At 65.6% G+C, this 18493-nt stretch carries 18 protein-coding genes; 7 read left to right on the top strand and 11 right to left on the bottom strand.

Features of this window, described 5'->3' with window-relative positions; genetic code table 11:
• Positions 1 to 215: 215 nt before the first annotated feature.
• The 4 genes from DLM85_RS15130 to DLM85_RS15115 all read left to right on the top strand — a co-directional run bounded on the left by DLM85_RS15130 (position 216) and on the right by DLM85_RS15115 (position 3048).
• A complete protein-coding gene (locus DLM85_RS15130) occupies positions 216 to 899 on the top strand; it encodes a hypothetical protein (protein WP_111478944.1) in 684 nt (227 codons plus the stop codon).
• A gap of 73 nt (positions 900 to 972) precedes the next feature.
• Entirely contained in the window at positions 973 to 1593 is a 621-nt protein-coding gene (locus tag DLM85_RS15125) for a hypothetical protein (protein WP_111478943.1), read from the top strand.
• Entirely contained in the window at positions 1572 to 2384 is an 813-nt protein-coding gene (locus DLM85_RS15120) for a sensor histidine kinase (protein WP_111478942.1), read from the top strand. Before DLM85_RS15125 ends, DLM85_RS15120 begins: the two co-directional genes overlap by 22 nt.
• Complete coding sequence (locus tag DLM85_RS15115) at positions 2371 to 3048, top strand: response regulator (protein ID WP_111478941.1); 678 nt, start codon at positions 2371 to 2373, stop codon at positions 3046 to 3048. The genes DLM85_RS15120 and DLM85_RS15115 overlap by 14 nt, the downstream gene beginning before the upstream one ends.
• 133 nt (positions 3049 to 3181) lie before the next feature.
• On the opposite strand, the gene DLM85_RS15110 is transcribed toward DLM85_RS15115, so the two are convergent.
• The 6 genes from DLM85_RS15110 to DLM85_RS15085 form a co-directional block, all read right to left on the bottom strand.
• Positions 3182 to 3418, bottom strand: coding sequence for a hypothetical protein (locus DLM85_RS15110; RefSeq protein ID WP_111478940.1), 237 nt, complete (start codon positions 3416 to 3418; stop codon positions 3182 to 3184).
• Between the two features lie 54 nt (positions 3419 to 3472).
• Positions 3473 to 4939 (bottom strand): efflux transporter outer membrane subunit, encoded by a 1467-nt coding sequence (locus DLM85_RS15105; protein WP_111478939.1) that lies wholly within the window; start codon positions 4937 to 4939, stop codon positions 3473 to 3475.
• Positions 4940 to 5220: 281 nt separating this feature from the next.
• Positions 5221 to 8424 (bottom strand): efflux RND transporter permease subunit, encoded by a 3204-nt coding sequence (locus DLM85_RS15100; RefSeq protein WP_111478938.1) that lies wholly within the window; start codon positions 8422 to 8424, stop codon positions 5221 to 5223.
• Positions 8425 to 8748: 324 nt separating this feature from the next.
• Positions 8749 to 9966: an efflux RND transporter periplasmic adaptor subunit gene (locus DLM85_RS15095; protein ID WP_111478937.1), complete on the bottom strand. Its 1218-nt coding sequence runs from the start codon at positions 9964 to 9966 to the stop codon at positions 8749 to 8751.
• Between the two features lie 105 nt (positions 9967 to 10071).
• Positions 10072 to 10338 carry a hypothetical protein gene (locus tag DLM85_RS15090; protein WP_111478936.1) on the bottom strand — a complete coding sequence of 89 codons (267 nt, stop codon included), beginning with the start codon at positions 10336 to 10338 and terminating at the stop codon, positions 10072 to 10074.
• Between the two features lie 291 nt (positions 10339 to 10629).
• Positions 10630 to 11388: an SDR family NAD(P)-dependent oxidoreductase gene (locus DLM85_RS15085; protein WP_111478935.1), complete on the bottom strand. Its 759-nt coding sequence runs from the start codon at positions 11386 to 11388 to the stop codon at positions 10630 to 10632.
• A 182-nt stretch (positions 11389 to 11570) separates the two neighbouring features.
• On the opposite strand from DLM85_RS15085, the gene DLM85_RS15080 reads away from it, so the two are divergent.
• Positions 11571 to 11870 carry a winged helix-turn-helix transcriptional regulator gene (locus DLM85_RS15080; RefSeq protein WP_207891034.1) on the top strand — a complete coding sequence of 100 codons (300 nt, stop codon included), beginning with the start codon at positions 11571 to 11573 and terminating at the stop codon, positions 11868 to 11870.
• 79 nt (positions 11871 to 11949) lie between these two features.
• Here the strand turns inward: DLM85_RS15080 and DLM85_RS15075 are convergent, their stop codons facing one another.
• Together DLM85_RS15075 and DLM85_RS15070 are read right to left on the bottom strand one after the other, a co-directional pair.
• Complete coding sequence (locus DLM85_RS15075) at positions 11950 to 13326, bottom strand: sensor histidine kinase (protein WP_111478933.1); 1377 nt, start codon at positions 13324 to 13326, stop codon at positions 11950 to 11952.
• A 148-nt stretch (positions 13327 to 13474) separates the two neighbouring features.
• Positions 13475 to 14152: a response regulator gene (locus DLM85_RS15070; RefSeq protein ID WP_111479120.1), complete on the bottom strand. Its 678-nt coding sequence runs from the start codon at positions 14150 to 14152 to the stop codon at positions 13475 to 13477.
• A gap of 183 nt (positions 14153 to 14335) precedes the next feature.
• Here DLM85_RS15070 and DLM85_RS15065 point away from each other — a divergent pair, with 183 nt between their 5' ends.
• Positions 14336 to 14557, top strand: a complete 222-nt coding sequence (locus DLM85_RS15065; RefSeq protein ID WP_111478932.1) for a hypothetical protein — start codon at positions 14336 to 14338, stop codon at positions 14555 to 14557.
• Between the two features lie 33 nt (positions 14558 to 14590).
• Here DLM85_RS15065 and map read toward each other — a convergent pair whose 3' ends face one another.
• The 3 genes from map to DLM85_RS15050 form a co-directional block, all read right to left on the bottom strand.
• Positions 14591 to 15358, bottom strand: a complete 768-nt coding sequence (gene map / locus DLM85_RS15060) for a type I methionyl aminopeptidase (RefSeq protein ID WP_111478931.1) — start codon at positions 15356 to 15358, stop codon at positions 14591 to 14593.
• Positions 15359 to 15460: 102 nt separating this feature from the next.
• Positions 15461 to 15898, bottom strand: a complete 438-nt coding sequence (locus DLM85_RS15055) for a hypothetical protein (RefSeq protein ID WP_133257079.1) — start codon at positions 15896 to 15898, stop codon at positions 15461 to 15463.
• A gap of 52 nt (positions 15899 to 15950) precedes the next feature.
• Positions 15951 to 16892: a DMT family transporter gene (locus tag DLM85_RS15050; RefSeq protein ID WP_243635969.1), complete on the bottom strand. Its 942-nt coding sequence runs from the start codon at positions 16890 to 16892 to the stop codon at positions 15951 to 15953.
• A 139-nt stretch (positions 16893 to 17031) separates the two neighbouring features.
• Here DLM85_RS15050 and DLM85_RS15045 point away from each other — a divergent pair, with 139 nt between their 5' ends.
• The gene (locus DLM85_RS15045) at positions 17032 to 18342 is read left to right on the top strand and encodes a replication-associated recombination protein A (RefSeq protein WP_111478928.1); all 1311 of its coding nucleotides are present in this window, start codon (positions 17032 to 17034) and stop codon (positions 18340 to 18342) included.
• The last annotated feature ends 151 nt before the right edge of the window (positions 18343 to 18493 follow it).

Raw genomic sequence — 18493 nt, 5'->3', positions numbered from 1 at the left:
TCAGCTGAAGCTCCAGCAACTGGTCCCGCAAAGCCCAGAAGGCTACTGTCGAGCTGCGCGGGCGAAGGCACGCTTTCCCAAAATGAAACAGACCTTGGCTCCGGCGAGCGAGGCCCACCGAAAAACCGGCTCTGGAAGGCAAAATCAAAGAATAATGCCGGTTTGTTAGAGGCAAATTCTAACTTTGATCGGTTTAAACCGTCTTCCAAAACCCTATGAACACCACTACAATTCCCGGAATAATCACACAGGAACAATTCGACACCGCCACCGAGCAGTGGCGCGAAGCCGTCGGCACCCACAACGTGGACGAGCTGCAGCAGGGCTTCGCTCAGGGCGGGCAGATTCTGTCGTACGTGAGCTTTCCGATCAATCAGATTACCAAGCTGATATCCACCGTTGGCATCCACAAAGTGAAGGCCAAGTTCGGCCTGATTCCCGACGCCGCCACGGGCGTTCTGCACTTCGCCGTTATCCTGTTTGCGGCCGATATCGAAGGCGCCCGTATTTCGTCGTACTACGTCAACGCCTCCTACTGGGGCGGCAGCAGCCCCGTCCGCCCGCTGCCCAACGCGAAAGTGCCCAATTCCCTGGCGCAGGTGTGGCTGGACAACTGGCACGGCCTGACGCAGATCGAGCCCAACCTGTTTGAGGTCTACAACACCACGCTGGAGGGCTACACTTTCGACGCCGAAGATTTTATCCGCCCGTTCTTCAACCTGCAGGTCAGCGACCAGTCGGCGCTGCGCGTGTATTTCGGCCTGCACCAGTACTACCAGAGCGGCCCCAGCGGCGACGCGGAAACGCGCACCCTCGGGCTGGTGCTGCAGCTGTACAGCGTCGGGCAGCCCTCGGAGCCCTACTTCGACATCTCGATGCCGTGCCCGAAGACCTGCTAAGCCGGTCCGGCCCGCCGCCTAGCCTCCGCCAAGCATGGTAGCCGCGCAGCCATTTTCCGTTCAACTGCTGCTGATGAAAGCTTCGGTAGCCCCGATCATTCTGGCCGGGGCTATCGGGCTTTACCGCTGGCGGCAGCTGCCCCGGACGCTGCGCTACCTGTTGGCGCTGGTCGGGCTGACCCTGCTCACCGAGCTGGTGTCGCGCCTGCTCTGGCTGCAGCACCGGCCCAATCTGTTTCTGCAGCCCTTCTACACCGCCGGCGAATTCGGCCTGCTGGTGTTGCTCTACCGGCAGGTGCTGCGCTCCGCCGCCTTCGACCGGGCCACGCCCTGGCTGCTGGGCGGCTTCGGCACCTACATTCTGGTCAGCAGCCTGCTCGCCCCCGACCTGGCCCAGCACAGCTCGGTGCTGCGGGTGGTGGAAAGCGTGCTCGTGCTGGGCCTGCTCGGGCTATACTTCCGCAAGCTGCTCAACGAGCTGACGGTGGAGCACCTGGAGCGGGAGCCCATGTTCTGGGTGTCGCTGGGGCTGCTGCTGTACTTTCTGGGCGACGTGCACATTTTCCTGTTCAGCAATTTCCTGCTGAATTACTCCAAGCAGTTCAACATGACCGTGTGGGCCATTCACGCGGTGCTCTACATGGTGCTGTACTGCTGCATTTCCCTGGCCCTATGGCTCCCCCGGAGGAAGTAACCTTCAGCTGGCTGCTGCTGAGCGCGGTGGTGCTGATGCTGCTGCTCGGGGCGGGGCTGGTGATGTTTCTGGTGGTGTACCAGAAGCGCCTGCTGCGGCAGCAGAAGCAGCAGCGCGCCGCCGAAATGGCCTACCAGCGCCAGCTGCTGGCCGCCACCATCGAGGCCCAGGAGTACGAGCGGGAACGAATCGGGCGCGACCTGCACGACGGCATCGGCTCCACCATTGCCACGGCCAAGCTGCTGGTGCACCGGCTGGAGCAGATGGTGCCGGGGGGCCACGCCGAGCTGTTTACCATGGTCACGGATATCCTGAGCACGGCGGTGCAGGACACCCGCCGCATTTCGCACAACCTCTACCCCGCCGTACTGACTCACTTCGGCCTCGCCGAGGCCCTGCGCCACCTGGCCAAGGTCAGCGACGAGGCGGGCCCGCTCCGGGTGCAGCTCACGCTGGACTACGCCGGCCTGCTGCCCGTGCAGCAGGAGCTGGCCCTGTACCGCATCTGCCAGGAGCTGGTCAACAACGCTATGAAACACGCCCGGGGCGCCACCCTGCTCACCGTGAGCCTGCAGCCCCAGGGCCAGGTACTCACCCTCACCGTGGCCGACGACGGCTGCGGCTTCGACCGGGCCACGCTGCCCAGCGGCGGGGCCGGCCTGCGCAGCATCGACGCGCGCGTGCGCATGCTCGGCGCGCAGCTGCTCAGCCAGTCGGCGCCGCAGCAAGGCACCCGGATTAGCATCGAGATTCCCACTGCCTCCGCTTCCTTATCCCATGCCCAACATTGACTTTCCGGTTCAAATTGCCCTGCTCGACGACCACAAACTCTTCCGGCAGGGCATTGCCTTCATCCTGAAAACGCTGCCCTACGTGGAGTCGGTGGTGGACACGGCCGAGCTGCCCGAGCTGCTCACCGCCTTCCGCCAGCGCGTGCCCGATATCCTGCTGCTCGACCTGCAGATGCCCGGCATCGACGGGCCCGAGGTGGCCCAGCGCCTGCTGCAGGAGTACCCCGACCTGAAAATCATCGTGCTGTCGATGTTTTCGGCCGATAAGTTTATCACCCAGATGATCAAGCTCGGCGCCCGCAGCTACCTGCCCAAGGACGTGGACCAGCAGCAGCTGCGCCGCGCCATCGAGGAGGTGCTTACCACCGGCTACCACTTCACCGACCAGGTATCCAGGGCGCTGATGCTGAGCGTGCAGCAGCCCGTCCGGCCGGCCGCCGAGCCCGCCGTGCGCAAGGACTTGGTGCAGCTTACCCCGCGCGAAAAGGAAATCCTGCAGCTGATCTGCGAGGGCCGCACCGCCGCCGAAATTGCCGAGCAGCTCTTCATCAGCCGCCGCACCGTGGAGGGCCACCGCCAGAACCTGCTAGAGAAAACCCAGGCTCCCAATGCCGCCGGCCTGGTGCAGTACGCGGCCAAGCACGGGCTGATGGAGAAAAGCTAGCGGCTGCCCAGCGGGCTTGGCCGGCGAAGCCCCCCGCCCCGGCTTCGTGCGACCTGCGGGGCTTCGCCGGCGGCTCGGCGCGCATCGTTACGGCGCTTACGCCGGCAGGCCCGCGCCCTGGCCGGGCCTGCCGCTACAGCAGTGCCTGCAGCAGCGCGGCCACGCCCTCGAGGGCGCCCACGTAATGCACCACCGGCTCGAACAAACTGCCCGACGAGACTTCCACCTCGCCCCCGCCCTCGGGGATGAACAGGCGCAGGCTGCCCCGGGTGCTCATGCGCACCAGCAGCTCGCCGTGCCGGTAAGGGGTGCCGCTGGGAATCCAGTCGGCGGGAAAAAAGCCAGCCAGGGCCAGTTCTTCTCGACTCATGCGGAAAAAAGCCGGGAAGCCGGTCGGGCTTCCCGGGAGTAAAGGATAAGCAGATCAGCTCGTGGCCGGGGCGGCCTCCCAGCCGCCGCCGAGGGCCCGGTACAGGTCGATGAGCAAGGTAAACTGCTCGCGGCGCAGCTGGGCCGCCTCCAGCTCGGCGTCGAGCACGCTGCGCTGGGCCGTAATGACTTCGAGGTAGTCGGCGCGGTTGGCGCGGTACAGGTCGCCGGCGGCCTGCACGGCCTGGTTGAGGGCGGCGGCCTCCTGCTGCTTGAGGGCGTAGGCGCGGCGGTAGTGGGCCAAGCCGCGCAGGCTGGTGTGCACCTCGCGAAAGCCGGTTTGCAGCGCCTTCTGGTAGGCGAAGAAGGCTTCCTGGTCGGCGGCGGTGGCGCGCTGGTAGTCGGCCTTTACCAGGCTGCGATTCAGCACCGGGGCCGTCAGGCCGCCCAACATGCCCAGGGCAATGGACTCGGGCCGGAACAGCAGGGCGCCGCTGTAGGCGTTCAGGCCCAGGTAGGGCGTGATGGTGAGCGAGGGCAGAAACGCGGCCCGGGCAGCCGACACGTCGGCGTGGGCGGCGGCCAGCTCCAGCTCGGCCTGGCGCACGTCGGGGCGGCGCAACAGGGCGCGGGCGGGCAGGCCGGCGGCCACGGTGTCGGGCAGGGGCTGCTGGCGGATGGGGGCGCCGCGGGCAATGCGGCGCGGGTAGCGGCCCAGCAGTTGATTGAGCTGATTTTCGCGCTCCACCACCCGCTGCCGGGCCTGCTGCTCCAGGCCGCGGGTGCGCAGCCACTGGGCCGTAAACTGCTGCACGGCCAGCTCGGTGGCGCGGCCGGCCAGCTTCTGCACCCGCACGATTTCCAGGGCCCGCGCCTGAAAGTCGGTGTTGCGGCGCAGCACGTCCAGCTCGTTGTCGAAGGCCAGCAGCTCGTAGTAGAGCGTGGCCACCTGGGCCACCACGGCGGTGGTCACCAGGTAGCGGCCCTGCTCGGAGGCCAGCACGCGGGCCGTGGCGGCGCGGCGGCGCTGGCGCAGCTTGCCCCAGATATCCAGCTCCCAGGAGCTGCGCAGCCCGAGGAAGAAGTCGGGCGTGTAGGGCGTCGGGATGCGCTGCCGCCGCTCGATGTTGGGCGAGAGGTTGGTGTCGTAGTTGCCCACGCCGTTCAGGGTGTAGTCGCCCCACTTGTCGACGCCGGCCGCGGCCACGCCGTTGACGGCGGGCAGCAGCGCCCCGCGGGCGGCAGTGAGGCCGGCGCGGGCCTGCTCCACCCGGCGCACGGCCATCTGCAGGTCCAGGTTGTTCTGCAGGGCCGTGTCGATGAGGCCGACGAGCTGCGGGTCGTTGAAAAACTCGCGCCAGGGCTTGTCGGCAATGCTGGCCGAGTCGGTGGGCGCGAGCGGACCGAAGGCCGGCGGCAGCGCGGCGCTGACGCGCGGCGGCACGGGCTCCGAGACTTTGCAGCCGCCGAGCAGGCCGCCGGTGAGCAGGACGAGGGCGAAGTATACGCGTTTAAGAGGCATGATGAAGGTGACAACGGCGTGTAGCGCGGACTTGAGCCCGCGTTTGGCCGGACGATTGTCGCAGCACAATGGACATTCTGGTTAGTTGGGCTTCTAGCTGCCGGACGCGGGCTGAACCGAAGGTCGAGAGGGGGCCCAAGCCCGCGCTACACCGCGCCCCGCTCCTTCCGGCCAAAACACCCCCGCCGCGTGCCTTGCTGGCGGTTCCCCAACCGTAACCCTCAGGCGTAGGCGGCAAGGATGCTTCGGCCGGACGAGCCGGGCCATATGCTGGCTCTGAATCAGGCATGGGTCGGCTCCAGGCGGCGCACCACGGCGGCTTCTTCAGCTTCTTCATCGTCCTCATCCGTGGCGGGCTTGCTCAAGGAAGCAAAGAGCACGTACAGCCCGGGAATTATGACCACCCCGAACAGGGTGCCGATGAGCATGCCGCCCGCCGCCGCCGTGCCGATGCTGCGGTTGCCCAGCGCACCGGCGCCGGAGGCAATGCAGAGCGGAATCAGGCCGGCAATAAAGGCGAAGGAGGTCATCAGGATGGGCCGCAGGCGCGACACGGCGCCTTCCACCGCCGCGTCGAGCACCGAAGCGCCCTGCTGCCGGCGCTGGTTGGCCACTTCGATGATGAGGATGGCGTTTTTGCCGAGCAGGCCGATGAGCATCACCAGCGCCACTTGGGCGTAGATGTTGTTTTCCAGCCCCAGCAGCTTCAGCGACAGGAAGGCCCCGAACACACCCACCGGCAACGACAGCAGCACCGGCAGCGGCAAGAGGAAACTTTCGTACTGGGCCGCCAGCAGCAGGTACACGAACACGATAACCATCAGAAACACGTACACCGCCTGGTTACCCGACAGAATCTGCTCCCGCGTCATGCCGCTCCACTCGTAGCTGAAGCCGCGGGGCAGCTCCTGCTTGGCCACCCGCTCGGCGGCCTGAATGGCTTCGCCGGAGCTGAAGCCCGGGGCGGCGTCGCCGTTGAGCATGGCCGAGGTGTACATGTTGTAACGCGTGAGCTGCTCGGGGCCGTACACCCGCTCCATCGTGAGGAAAGTCGAGTACGGTACCATCTCGCCCCGGTCGTTTTTGACGTAGAGCTTGAGCACGTCCTCCGGGGCGGCGCGGTAGCTCGGGGCGGCCTGCACCATCACCTTGTACATCTGCCCGAAGCGGATGAAGTTGGAGGCGTAGTACGAGCCCAGCAGGGTCTGCAGGGTGCTCATGGCCCGGTCCACGGTTACGCCGCGCTTGGCCGCCATTTCCTGGTCGACGTGGATCAGGTACTGCGGGAAGTTCGGGTCGAAGGTGGTGAAGGCGGCCCCGATTTCGGGCGTCTTGGCCAGGGCGGTGATGAACTTGTTGGTGGCCGCGGCCGTCTGCTGCAGGTCGCCGCGGCCGGTTTTGTCGAGGATGCGCAGCTCGAAGCCGCTGCTGTTGCCGAAGCCCGGCACGGTGGGCGGCGAGAAGAACTCGATGCGGGCGTCGCGGATGCCCGCCGTGCGCTTGCGCAGCTCCTGAATCAGCTCGTCGACGGATTCCTCGCGCTTGTCCCACGATTTCAGGTTGATCATGCCCATGCCGTAGGAGGCGCCGGCCACTTCGTTCAGCAGACTGTAGCCGGCCAGCGTCGTCACCGATTCCACCGGCCCGAGCTTGGCGGCCTGCCGCTGAATTTGGTCGAGCACCTGCTCGGTCCGCTCCACGGTGGCGCCGGCCGGGGCCGTCACGTTCACGTAAATCATGCCCTGGTCCTCGTTCGGAATAAAGCCGGAGGGCAAAATCAGGCTGATGCCCCAGGCCGCCGCGCTGAACGCCACGAACAAACCGATGGTCAGCCAGCGGCGCGGGGCCAGCCGGTAGAGCAGCCGCTCGTAGCCCCGGGCCAGCCGGTCGTAGTAGTGGTTGAAGCCCCCGAAGAAGCGCGCCAGCAGCCCGGCCCGCTTGGCCTCCGCCGCATCGGCCGAGTCGCCTTCGATGGCGTGGGTGGGCTTGAGCATCAGCGCGCACAGGGCCGGCGTCAAAGTCAGGGCGTTGACGCCCGAAATGACGATGGAAATAGCCAGCGTGAGCGAGAACTGCCGGTAGAACACGCCCACCGGCCCGCTCATAAAGGCTACGGGCACGAATACCGCCGTCATTACCAGGGTAATGGCCACGATGGCCCCGCCGATTTCCTGCATGGCCGCCAGCGTAGCCTTGCGCGCCGACAGGTGCTCTTCGTGCATCTTCACGTGCACGGCCTCCACCACCACAATGGCGTTGTCGACCACGATGCCGATGGCCAGCACCAGCGCGAAGAGCGTGAGCAGGTTGATCGAGAAGCCGAACATCTGCATAAAAGCCAGCGTGCCGATAAGCGCCACGGGCACCGCCAGCGCCGGAATCAGCGTGCTGCGCCAGTCCTGCAAGAACAGGTACACCACGATGAACACCAGCACGAAGGCTTCGAACAGGGTCCGCAGCACCTCGTGAATCGAGGCGTCGAGGAAGCGCGACACGTCGTAGCTGATGTTGTAGGTCATGCCCGGCGGGAAGCTGGTTTTCTGCAGCTCGGCCATGCGGGTTTTCACGTTCTCAATCACCTCGCGGGCGTTGGAGCCGGGGCGCTGCTTGAGCATGATAGCGGCCGAGGCCCGGCCGTCGGTTTTGGAGGCCATGCCGTAGCTGAGCGTGCCGAACTCCACCTCCGCTACGTCGCGCAGGCGCAGCACCGAGCCGTCGGCGTTGGCGCGCACCACGATGCTCTTGTACTGCTCGGGCTCGAACAGCTTGCCGGTGTAGCGCAGCACGTACTGCAGCATCTGGGCCGAGCGGCCGGAGCTTTCCCCGGTCTGCCCCGGCGCGGCTTCCACGTTCTGGTTGCGGATGGCGTCCACCACCTCGTCGGCCGACACGTCGTAGGCCAGCAGGCGGTCGGGCTTGAGCCATACGCGCATGGAGTACTCGCGGGAGCCCATGATTTCGGCCCGGCCCACGCCCTCGATGCGCTTCAGCTCCTGCAGAATGTTGATGTCGGCGAAGTTGTAGATGAACTCCTCGTCGGCCGACGGATCGGTACTCATCACGTTCAGGTACAGCAACATGCTGTTCACTTCCTTCTCCGTGGTCACGCCGGCCTTGATGACCTCCTCCGGCATTTCGTCGATGATGGTCGTGACGCGGTTCTGCACGTTCACGGCCGCCAGATCCGGGTCGGTGCCCACTTCAAAGAACACCTGAATGGCCGTGATGCCGTTGTTGCTGGTCACGGTCGACATGTAGGTCATGCCCGGCACGCCGTTGATGGCCCGCTCCAGCGGCGTGGCCACGGCCTTGGCGCAAACTTCGGCGTTGGCGCCGGTGTACTTGGCCGTCACCGTCACCGAGGGCGGCACGATTTCGGGAAACTGCGTGATGGGCAGCGAGAAAAACGCCAGCCCGCCCAGCAGCAGGAATATCAGCGAAATGACCAGCGACAAAACCGGCCGTTTTATGAACAGTGCGAGCATGGTAAGGCGGTTGCCAGTTGACAGTTTTGAGTTGTCAGTGACGTGAAAGGATACCCCGAAAACCTCACCCCCCGGCCCCCTCTCCTCGGGGAGAGGGGGAGCCTGACGGACCGCTAGGTGGAAGGGTTCGTCAGAACGCGCCCCGCTCCCGCAGGAGAGAGGCCGGGGGTGAGGTCCTGCGCCTGCCGGCGGCGCTTCGGCGGCGGCCCGGGCCTCGTTCCGTCCTTTCTCCCAAAAGAGAAGTTCGGCCCGGGGGCAGCCGGCACCGCGCGGCAGGCGGACGCGCCGCCCGTTGAGAGCAGGGCGGGCGCGTCGGGGGCGGTATTAGTGGGCATGGGCCACGGCGCCCGCACCGCCGCCACCGGTATGGCGCGGCGCGGGGGCCAGCAGGCTATCCATGCCCACGGTTTGCGGGCGAATCAGCATTCCGTCGCGGGCGTCCTGCACGCCTTCGTACACCACCCGGTCGCCGGGCTGCAGGCCCGATTCTACCAGGTAGAAGTGCGCGAGGCGGGTGCGCGGCACGAAGTGGCGCTGGTGCAGGCGGTTCTGCTGGTCGACCACGAACACGTAGTTCTTGTCCTGCAGCTCAAACGCGGCTTTCTGCGGCAGCAGCAGCGCGTCGTCGACTTCGCTGCTGAGCTGCACGCGGCCAGTGGCGCCGTGCTTGAGCAGGTGATTGGGATTGGCAAACCGCGCCCGGAAGGCAATGGAGCCGGTATTGGCGTCGAACTCGCTTTCCACCGTCTCGATGCGGCCGGCCTGCGGGTAAGTCGAGCCGTCGGCCAGAATCAGGCGCACGTCGTCGGAGCTTTCGGCGCTGGTTACGCCCTTGGGGTGGCGCTTCACGTAGTCGAGGTACTCGCCCTCCGATACGGTGAAGTAGGCGTACACCGAGCGGATGTCGGACACGGTGGTCAGCAGCGTGCCGTCGTCCACCAGGCTCCCGACTTTCAGCGGAATGCGGTCGATGATGCCGTCAAACGGGGCCCGCACCTGGGTGTAGCTCAAATTCAGCCGGGCCGAGGCCAGTGCGGACTGCGCCTGCGCCACGTGCGACTGGGCGGCTTTGAGCTTGGCCTTGGCCACCTCCAATTCAGTATCGGAGACGATGTTTTTCGCCACCAGCATGGTCACCTGCTTCACCTCCAGCTCGGCCACGCGGGTGTCGGCCTGGGCGCTGGACAGGGCGGCCTGGGCCCTGGTAATCTGGGTGCGGAAGGGCGCGTCGTTGATGCTGAAGAGCAGCTGCCCGGCTTTCACCGGCTGGCCTTCGTCGACGTGAATCTTTTCGAGGAAGCCGGGCACGCGGCCGCGCAGCTCCACGTTGCGCAGGGCCTGAATGTCGGCCACGTACTTGCGAAAAAGCACCGTGTCGCGGGTCACCAGCCGCGTAACGGGCAAGGTGGGCTGTTCGTCGGCCGCCGTTTGGGCGGCCGAGGCTTCGGTTTCGCCCTTGGCCGAGCAGCCGGCGAGCAGGGCGCTCAGGGCCGCCGCGGCCAGCGGCAGGGTCAGGGTTCGGAGTAAGGGACGTATGGGCATTGGCGGGGGCGCCGGACAGGGCTAATTGCGAGGGGTTGTTCCGCAAAGGAGGCGCCGGGGCATTAGAGCCGTGTGAGAACGGCATTAGAAAACATTAAAAGCCGGTTAAAGCTTCACCGCGTTGGCGTGGGGCCGGCCGAGCAAGCTCACCAGCACGCTGTCTTTGCGCAGCTGCTCCACCTGGCACTGGGCCAGCTGCGCCTGCGCCAGGCGCAGCTCCAGCTCCGATTCCACCACGCGGGTATCCGTCTCGAAGGCCTGTTCGAGCGGGGAATGGTCGGCCAGCAGCAGGTAGCAGTTCAGGCCGGCCGAGAGCATCAGCGCCAGCAACAGCAGAAAGGCCGGCAGCTGCAGACGGTCGTGTTTCTTCATGGGCACTACGCGTGGATCGGCCACAAAACAGGCCGCCGGGCATTAGAGCCGCGTGAGAACGGGATTAGAAAAGATTAGAGAGTCATCCCCCGGCGGCTCCCCGCCTCCAAAGCCGCACCGACTGCGGCGGGCCTGGGCGCGGCTGCTTAGCAGCGCCAACGGGAGTTAATGAACCGAAAAATGGCTGGGAGCCGCGGCTCCCAGCCATTAGCTGGAGTTGATAAGATTCCAAGGGGGCAAGAACCAGGGCGGGCCTAGTGGTTTGCCGCTACGCCCGCCCTTTTCTCTTGCTTACACCTGCGCTATGCCGCCGTCGACGAACAGCTCCGCCCCGGTCACGAAGCTGCTGTCGTCCGAGGCCAGGAACAGGATGGCTTTGGCCACTTCATCGGCCTCCCCCATGCGCCCCAGCGGCATCACGCTCGTCATCTGAGCCTTAAACTGCGCACGTTCCTCGGGCGAGCTGATCAGGGCGTTGAGCCCGGGTGTTTCGATGGGCCCCGGGCTGACGGCATTCACCCGAATATGGCGGGCTTTGAGGTCGACGGTCCAGCTGCGGGCCAGGGAGCGGATGGCCGCCTTCGTGGCGCTGTAGATGCTGCTGTAGGCCGAGCCCTTCACGCCCGAGACTGACGACAGGAGTACGATGGTGGAGCCGTCGGGGAGCAGCGGCAACGCTTTCTGCACCGTAAAGACGATGCCCTTCACGTTGACATCAAACTGCCGGTCGTAGTGGTCCTCCGTAATGGCCTCCACGGGCAGAAACTCGGCAATGGCCGCGTTGGCCACCAGCACATCGAGCCGGCCTTTCTGCGCCTTGATGGCGGCCACTACCCGGTCCAGATCGGCCAGGTTGCTCACGTCGCCCTGCAGCCCGGCCGCGGCGTTGCCCAACTGCTGCACCGCCGCATCCAATTCGGCCTGCCGCCGCCCGGTGATGAACACGAATGCGCCTTCGGCCACGAAGCGTTGGGCCGTTGCCAGGCCGATGCCGGTGCTACCACCAGTGATGAGGGCAATTTTACCGGCGAGCTTTTGAGAAGTTGTCATGAAAAAAGAGAGAGGTTATTGGTTAGTTTCGGCAAGGAACTATCGATAGTTTCTTTTAGTTACTAAAGCCAATCATTTTGCCCTACAAACTGGTTACCCGCCTGTAACCAACGACTTTTGCCCCACCCGTTTCCCCAAGCCACCCCATGCGCGACGCTGCTTTTTGTGGTTCTACCTGCCCCATGACCCGCACGATGGGCGTGCTGGGCGGCAAATGGAAGCTGATTATCGTTTCCAACCTGGCCGGGCGCCGGCTGCGTTTCGGCCAGCTGGCCCAGCGCCTGTACCTGACCTCCCGCAAGGTGCTGACCGAGCAGCTCAAGGAGCTGGAGGAAGACGGCATCGTGCGCCGCGAAGCGTTTGCCGAGCTGCCGCCCCGGGTGGAGTATTCGCTGACCGAGCACGGCCTGGCGCTGCTTCCTATCCTGGAGCAGCTCTGCGCCTGGAATAGCAGCGCCCCGCCGGTGGAAGCAGCCAGCTGAACAGTAGGGGCGCCACGAGCCGCAGGCGCTGCCCACATATAATAGGCAGCCTGCTTGCAGCCAGCGGGCCGGGGTTCCTCTACAGCACCGGGGCCGCGGGCAGGCGCACGGTGGCCGTGGTGCCCTCTCCTACTTGAGACTCCACCGTCAGCTCGCCCCCGTGCAGGCGGATGATTTTGCGCGTCATGGGCAGGCCCAGGCCGAAGCCGCTGGCGGTGGCCCGGCCGCCCTCGGCCCGAAACAGCGGCTCGAAGATGCGCGGCAAGGCGGCCGGCTCGATGCCCACGCCCGCGTCCTGCACCGTCACCTGCAGGGTGCGGGCGCCGGCGTAGCTCAGCTCCACCTGCACCGGCGCCTGGGAGTACTTGCAGGCGTTGTCGAGCAGGTTCAGCAGGGCCGTGGTGAGCAGCGGGGCGTTGCCACGCACCTGAAACGGCTCGTCCAGCTCCTCCGGTACCTGCCCGAACGAGAGGCGCACCGAGCGGCCGGGGTACTTGGCGGCGCAGTGGTCGAGGGCCTGGGTGAGGCAGTCGTCGAGGCGCACGAGCTGGCGGCTGAGGGTGGTTTCGTCGGCGCGGGCCAGGGCCAGCAGGCTGTTGGTGAGGCCGATCAGCCGGCGGATTTCCTCCTGCGCCGACTGCATGCTGCGCTTGGCTTCGGCCAGGTCCTGGTCGTAGAGCACCGAGGTTTCCAGCGTGCCCAGGGCGTTGGCCAGCGGGGTCCGCAGCTCGTGCGAGGCGTGCGACACGAAGCTTTTCTGACTCTCAAAGGCCTGCTCCAGGCCCGCCAGCATGCGGTTGAAGGTCATGGCCAGCTGGGCAATTTCGTCCTTCTGGTTGCCCTCCGAGAGACGCTGGCTGAGGTTGGAGGCCGTGATGCGCCGCACCTGCCGCACGATGCGCGCCATGGGCCGCAGCGTATCGGCCGCGAAAAACCAGCCGGCCACCACAATCAGGGCCAGGGCGCCGAGGTTGCCGGCCAGCAAGATCAGGCGCAGCTTGTCGAGCTGCTGAAAGCCCTCGTCGTCGTGGGCGGCCACGAAAATGCGGCTGGGGTAGCCCGCGTAGCTGTACTCGGCCCCGATGACCTCGCGGCCGGCGTAGCGGAAGCTCACCGGCTGCGGCCCGCTGATGCTGCTCAGGTGGGCCAGGTTGCCGCGCTGGTCGATGTGGTCGTCGCTGGCGTAAAGCAGGCGGCCGTGAGGCGAGTAGATGCTGATCTGCTCCCGCGGCATGGTCAGCAGGTCGCGGCGGCGCACGGTGCGCAGGATGCCGCTGCGCAGGTTGGCCCGCTGAATGAGGATGCGCCCGGTCAGGGCCACCTTGCCCGCCAGCCGCGCGTGAAACCGCTGCTCCCGCGTGGCGGCGTGGAAGTAGTACACAAACAGCGAAAAGCACAGCTGAATCAGCAGCACCAGCAGGGTAAAGCGCAGGATGAGCTTGTTGCGAATCAGCATTGGCAATCAACGTATCATCAGGCCGTCATGTCGAGCTTGTCGAGACATCTCGCGTGCTGACGTGAGGTAGCAACCTATCAATTGGAATACTATCCAGCGAGATGTCTCGGCTGCGCTCGACATGACGTTCTTCGTTTGCCATTCCCTCCTACCCCTCCCGCATCACGTAGCCCATGCCCACCACGGTGTGAATCAGCTTGGGCTCGAAGCCCTTGTCGATTTTTTTGCGCAGGTAGCTCACGTACACGTCGATGACGTTGGTGTTGGTGTCGAAATTCAGCTCCCACACGCGCTCGGCAATGTCGACGCGCGAGACGGTTTTGCCGCGGTTCAGCAACAGGTATTCGAGCAGGGAGTATTCGCGGGTGGTCAGCTCGATGCGCTGCCCGGCGCGGGTCACGGTTTTGGCGTCGAGGTTGAGCTCCAGGTCGGCCATGCGCAGCAGGTGCTTCACGGCGGGCGCGTCGGTGCCGCGCTTGGCCAGGGCCCGGGTGCGCAGCAGCAGCTCCCGAAACTCGAAGGGCTTCACCAGGTAGTCGTCGGCGCCGGCCTCGAAGCCCGTCACTTTGTCATCGATGCTGTCGAGGGCGGTGAGCAGGAGCACGGGCACCTGCCGGTCGTGCTGGCGCAGGCGGCGGCACAGCTCGAAGCCGTTGACGTAGGGCAGGTTCACGTCGAGAATGACCACGTCGTAGCGGTTTTGCTCCAGCAAGGACTGGCCCACGCGGCCGTCGTAGGCCACTTCCAGCTCGTAGGCCTCGTTTTCGAAGCCCTTTTTGATGAACGAAGCCAGCTTGGGCTCGTCTTCGACCAGCAGTAGTTTCATACGCATCGGGCGGGCCGCCCCGGGGCCACGGTGGCCCAAAGTAACGGCGCGCTGGGCTTGCATACGCAGCCCGGCACAATAAGCCGCCCCGCTGCGTACGTTAACGCAGGAGTTGCCGGCCCCGGCTGGCACACTTCCTGCAAGGCTCCGCCGTCGTCATCACCCCTCCCAAAACGCCCGCTGATGCAACCGCTACCCCGCTTCCGTCACCTGCTGTTTCTGCTGCTCAGCGGCCTCGTGCTCGTCGGCCTAGGCGGCTTCTTCAAGGTCGCCCGCCTGCACCCGCTCTGGGCCGACGGCGGCCTGCTCGTAGGTATGGTGGGCGTGCTGCTGGCCCAGGTGCTGCTGCTGATGCAGGCCGTGCGCTGGGCCGTGCAGGTGAATCGGCGGCTGGAGGAGGCGTAAGCCGGCCGCGCGTTTTTAGGGCACATCGGCCCGCTAGTCCCAGATGCGGTTGTCGGCGGTGAGGATGATGGGCTGCCCGTCGGTGACGACGAGCGTGTGCTCGTGCTGGGCCACGAAGGAGCCGTCCTTGGTGGCCAGCGTCCACCCGTCGTTGTTGAGCTGATGAGCCAGGCTGGCGCGGGTGGAAATAAAGGTTTCCACGGCCACCACCGAGTTTTTCTTGAAGCGTTTCAGGTTGTGCCGGTCGTAGTAGCAGGGAATTTCCGAGGGCTCCTCGTGCAGGCTGCGGCCCACGCCGTGCCCGACCAGGTTTTTGATAACCCGAAACCCCGCCTTACGCGCCTCCGCGTCGATCAGCCCGCCGATATCGGCGATGCGCACCCCGCCGCGGATGCGGCTGATGGCCGTGCGCAGGATCTGCCGGGAAGCGTCGACCAGCGGGCGGTGGTTGTGCAGGTCGGCGCCGAGCACGAAGGAGCCGCCGTTGTCGGCCCAGAAACCGCCCATTTCCGCCGACACGTCGATGTTGACCAGGTCGCCCTCCCGCAGCACCTTGCGGGCCGAAGGAATGCCGTGGGCCACTTCCTGATTGACGCTGATGCACGTCCAGCCCGGAAAGCCGTAGGTCAGGCGCGGGGCCGAGCGGGCGCCCAAGGTCGTCAGCAGGCGCCCGCCGTACTCGTCCAGCTCCAGGGTGCTCATGCCCGGCTGGGCGTATGCGCGCATCTGCCGCAAGGTGGACGCCACGGCGGCGCTGATCAACTGCAGGCCGGTCAGTTCGGCTTCGGAGGTAATGGACATCGGGAAGGGAAGTTAGTTTCGTAGCGCCGTAGCTGCGAATGGCTGACCGGGGCTCTATTTCGATGGAAAGATGCAGCAAAACCGGTGAACGGCGCCTCCTGCTCAACCAAGCAACGGCTCATTGGTTTGGTTGGTCTCGGCTGCCAGCAGTTCCACCGTGACGGCTGAACTATCGGGTAGCAGGCAGGTCAGCAGGCTCCCGCTGCCCCGCAGCGCCAGCAGCAGCTTGGCCTCGCCCAGTCGTCTGCCGTAGGCCAGATGATGATGGTTGCGCACCTGCTGCATTAGGCCGCCAAAGTCCGGACTGGGCACGTAGACGCCGTGTTGAACGGCTAGCACGGTACTTAGCTCTGTAAGTTCGATAAAGCAGGTGCAGGAAACGGAGTTGTGCTTCAGCGCCCGGTTGTCGACGGCCACTTGGTCGGTTCGGACTCGGATCAGCGCCGATTGGTGCAGTTCGTACACATCGAGAACAATGCTCAGCACGCCCTGCTGGTAATGGTAGTAGCGCAGAGTAGAGTCGCCGCTAATAGCGGCCAAATCTTCTATTCGCATTTGTTATCCGAGACTCGTTCGGCAGAGAACAATCTTATCAGTCCGGCACCGGCTCCAGCGGCACCGGGGCGGCCACGGGCTTCGGCTTCTGGCTCACCAGCCACACGCCGAGGAAAATCAGCAACCCCTCGCCGGCCCGTTCCCAGGTCAGATGGTCGCGGCCCAAACTTACGGCAATGAGCACGGCCAGGATGGGCTGCAGGTAGATATACACGCCCAGCAGGGCCGGCGAAGCGTATTTCAGGGCCCAGTTGTTGAGCAAATAGGCCACGATGGTGAGCATCACCACCATGTAGACGATGTCGGCCCAGATGCGGCCCGGCAGGTGGGCGTAGTCGATGGCCAGGGCCTCGTGCCAGCCGAAGGGCACCACGATGAACGCGCCCACCAAAAAGCTGCGGGCCAGCACCGTGAAGGCGTGGTACTTCTTCATCAGCGGGGCCGCCAGCACCAGGTAGAGGCCGAAGAACGTGGCGTTGAGCAGAATCAGCAGGTTGCCCAGGGCCACCTGCTCGCCCGCTGCCCCGGCCGGCCCGCGGCTGAGAATCACCAGCGCCGCCCCCACCCCGGCCACCACGATGCCGGCGGCGCGCAGCAGGGTCACCCGCTCGCCGAGCAGCACCACCGAGGCCAGCACCACCACGATGGGCGACACCGTCTGAATCAGCGAGGCGCTGATGGGCGTGGTCAGGTTCAGCCCGCCGAAAAACAAGAGCTGGTTTAGCCCGATGCCCGAGATGCCGCAGAGGATGGAGCGGATGGTATCGGCGCGGCCGGTGATGGGCGTTTTGGTAACGAGCTTGTCGAGCAGGCCGAACACCACGGCGGCCGTCACCACGCGCAGCACCACAATGCCGTTGGGGTGGGCGAAGCGGGGCATCACCTCCTTGGCCAGGGAGTAATTGGCGGCGTAGATGGCGGCCACCACAAACAGGGCGGCGTGCACGCGCAGGGCAGAAGTTGAGGGAGAAGTTGTCAAGCCAGGAAGGAGAAGCGGACGGCGCGCAGAACCGCCGGTTGGCGGGTCTACCTTTGTGGTTCGCGTATTCAGGTCGACTTCGGGTGCCAACTCATCGTACTTGAATGCGCGAACTACAAAGTTCGCGCTACTTCTGTTCATGGCTTCCCTATTCGATCCGCCCGCCGACCAGCCCCGGCCCGGCGCCCCGCTGGCCGAGCGCCTGCGCCCCCGCACCCTCGCGGAGTACGTGGGCCAGCAGCACCTCGTGGGCGAGGGCGGCGTGCTGCGCCGCTACCTCGACGCCGGCCGCCTGCCCTCCCTCATCCTCTGGGGCCCGCCCGGGGTGGGCAAAACCACCCTGGCCCACCTGCTGGCCGCCCAGCTCAAGCTGCCCTTCGTGGCCCTGTCGGCCATCAACGCGGGCGTGAAGGACGTGCGCGACGTGATTCAGCAGGCCCGCTCGCGCCGCGGCACGCTGCTGTTCATCGACGAGATTCACCGCTTCAGCAAGTCGCAGCAGGACGCCTTGCTCGGCGCGGTGGAGCAGGGCATCGTCACGCTCATCGGCGCTACTACCGAAAACCCCTCGTTCGAGGTGATTCCGGCTATTCTGAGCCGGGCGCAGGTATACGTGCTCGAAGCCCTGGGCAAGGACGACCTGACCGGCCTCGTCGACCGGGCGCTGCGCGAGGACGAGGCCCTGCGCCGCCGCCCGGTGCGCGTGGAGCAGTACGACGCGCTGCTGCGCATCTCGGGCGGCGACGCGCGCAAGCTGCTCAACCTGCTGGAAATCGTGGTACAATCGGCCCAGGCCAACCCCGAAACCGGCGAGGTCGTCATCACCGACGAGGTGGTGCAGCAGCTGGCCCAGCAAAACCTCTCGCGCTACGACAAGGGCGGCGAAATGCACTACGACGTCATTTCGGCCTTTATCAAGAGCATCCGCGGCTCCGACCCGAACGCGGCCCTCTACTACCTGGCGGTGATGCTGGAAGGCGGCGAAGACCCCAAGTTCATTGCCCGCCGCCTGCTCATTCTGGCTTCCGAAGACGTGGGCAACGCCAACCCCAACGCCCTGCTGCTGGCCCAGAGCACCTTTCAGGCCGTGACGGTCATCGGCATGCCCGAGTCCGATATCATTCTGGGCCAGGCGGTGGTGTACCTGGCTACGTCGCCCAAGAGTAATGCTTCCTACAAGGCCATTCGGGAAGCCCGCGCTTACGTGCGCCAGCACGGCGTGGCCGCGGTGCCGCTGGGCCTGCGCAACGCGCCCACCAAGCTCATGAAGCAGCTCAACTACGGCGACACGTACCAGTATTCCCACGACGGCGCGGGCGGCTTCATCTACCAGGAATTCATGCCCGAGGGCCTGGGCCAGCACCGCTTCTACACCCCCGGCGACAACGCGGCCGAGCAGAAGATTCAGGAGCGGCTGCGCTACTGGTGGGGCGAAAAGTACGGGTATTGACGGGCGCGTATTTGCGCTGATCTGAAGGCAGAACCTACGCGAAAAACCAGTTTACCAAGGCAACCGCCCGTCGAACGACTTCGGCTGGGCGCCGGCACGAGTTGGCAGCTGGAGAAGCTACTCCCTCCGCCGTTTAAAGTAAATGCCGCAC

Source organism: Hymenobacter edaphi (assembly GCF_003258365.1).
Classification (GTDB): domain Bacteria; phylum Bacteroidota; class Bacteroidia; order Cytophagales; family Hymenobacteraceae; genus Solirubrum; species Solirubrum edaphi.
The sequence above is the reverse complement of the archived record's forward strand: the minus strand, read 5'-3'. Positions and strand labels throughout refer to the sequence as shown.

Excerpts from the sequence above, each read along its gene's own strand:
- DLM85_RS15085 (WP_111478935.1), bottom strand. The coding sequence starts at position 11,388 with ATGACAACTTCTCAAAAGCTCGCCGGTAAAATTGCCCTCATCACTGGT.
- DLM85_RS15070 (WP_111479120.1), bottom strand. The coding sequence starts at position 14,152 with ATGAAACTACTGCTGGTCGAAGACGAGCCCAAGCTGGCTTCGTTCATC.
- DLM85_RS15045 (WP_111478928.1), top strand. The coding sequence starts at position 17,032 with ATGGCTTCCCTATTCGATCCGCCCGCCGACCAGCCCCGGCCCGGCGCC.
- DLM85_RS15090 (WP_111478936.1), bottom strand. The coding sequence starts at position 10,338 with ATGAAGAAACACGACCGTCTGCAGCTGCCGGCCTTTCTGCTGTTGCTG.
- DLM85_RS15100 (WP_111478938.1), bottom strand. The coding sequence starts at position 8,424 with ATGCTCGCACTGTTCATAAAACGGCCGGTTTTGTCGCTGGTCATTTCG.
- DLM85_RS15110 (WP_111478940.1), bottom strand. The coding sequence starts at position 3,418 with ATGAGTCGAGAAGAACTGGCCCTGGCTGGCTTTTTTCCCGCCGACTGG.
- DLM85_RS15130 (WP_111478944.1), top strand. The coding sequence starts at position 216 with ATGAACACCACTACAATTCCCGGAATAATCACACAGGAACAATTCGAC.
- DLM85_RS15075 (WP_111478933.1), bottom strand. The coding sequence starts at position 13,326 with ATGCTGATTCGCAACAAGCTCATCCTGCGCTTTACCCTGCTGGTGCTG.
- DLM85_RS15105 (WP_111478939.1), bottom strand. The coding sequence starts at position 4,939 with ATGCCTCTTAAACGCGTATACTTCGCCCTCGTCCTGCTCACCGGCGGC.
- DLM85_RS15125 (WP_111478943.1), top strand. The coding sequence starts at position 973 with ATGAAAGCTTCGGTAGCCCCGATCATTCTGGCCGGGGCTATCGGGCTT.
- DLM85_RS15080 (WP_207891034.1), top strand. The coding sequence starts at position 11,571 with ATGACCCGCACGATGGGCGTGCTGGGCGGCAAATGGAAGCTGATTATC.
- DLM85_RS15065 (WP_111478932.1), top strand. The coding sequence starts at position 14,336 with ATGCAACCGCTACCCCGCTTCCGTCACCTGCTGTTTCTGCTGCTCAGC.
- map (WP_111478931.1), bottom strand. The coding sequence starts at position 15,358 with ATGTCCATTACCTCCGAAGCCGAACTGACCGGCCTGCAGTTGATCAGC.
- DLM85_RS15115 (WP_111478941.1), top strand. The coding sequence starts at position 2,371 with ATGCCCAACATTGACTTTCCGGTTCAAATTGCCCTGCTCGACGACCAC.
- DLM85_RS15095 (WP_111478937.1), bottom strand. The coding sequence starts at position 9,966 with ATGCCCATACGTCCCTTACTCCGAACCCTGACCCTGCCGCTGGCCGCG.
- DLM85_RS15120 (WP_111478942.1), top strand. The coding sequence starts at position 1,572 with ATGGCTCCCCCGGAGGAAGTAACCTTCAGCTGGCTGCTGCTGAGCGCG.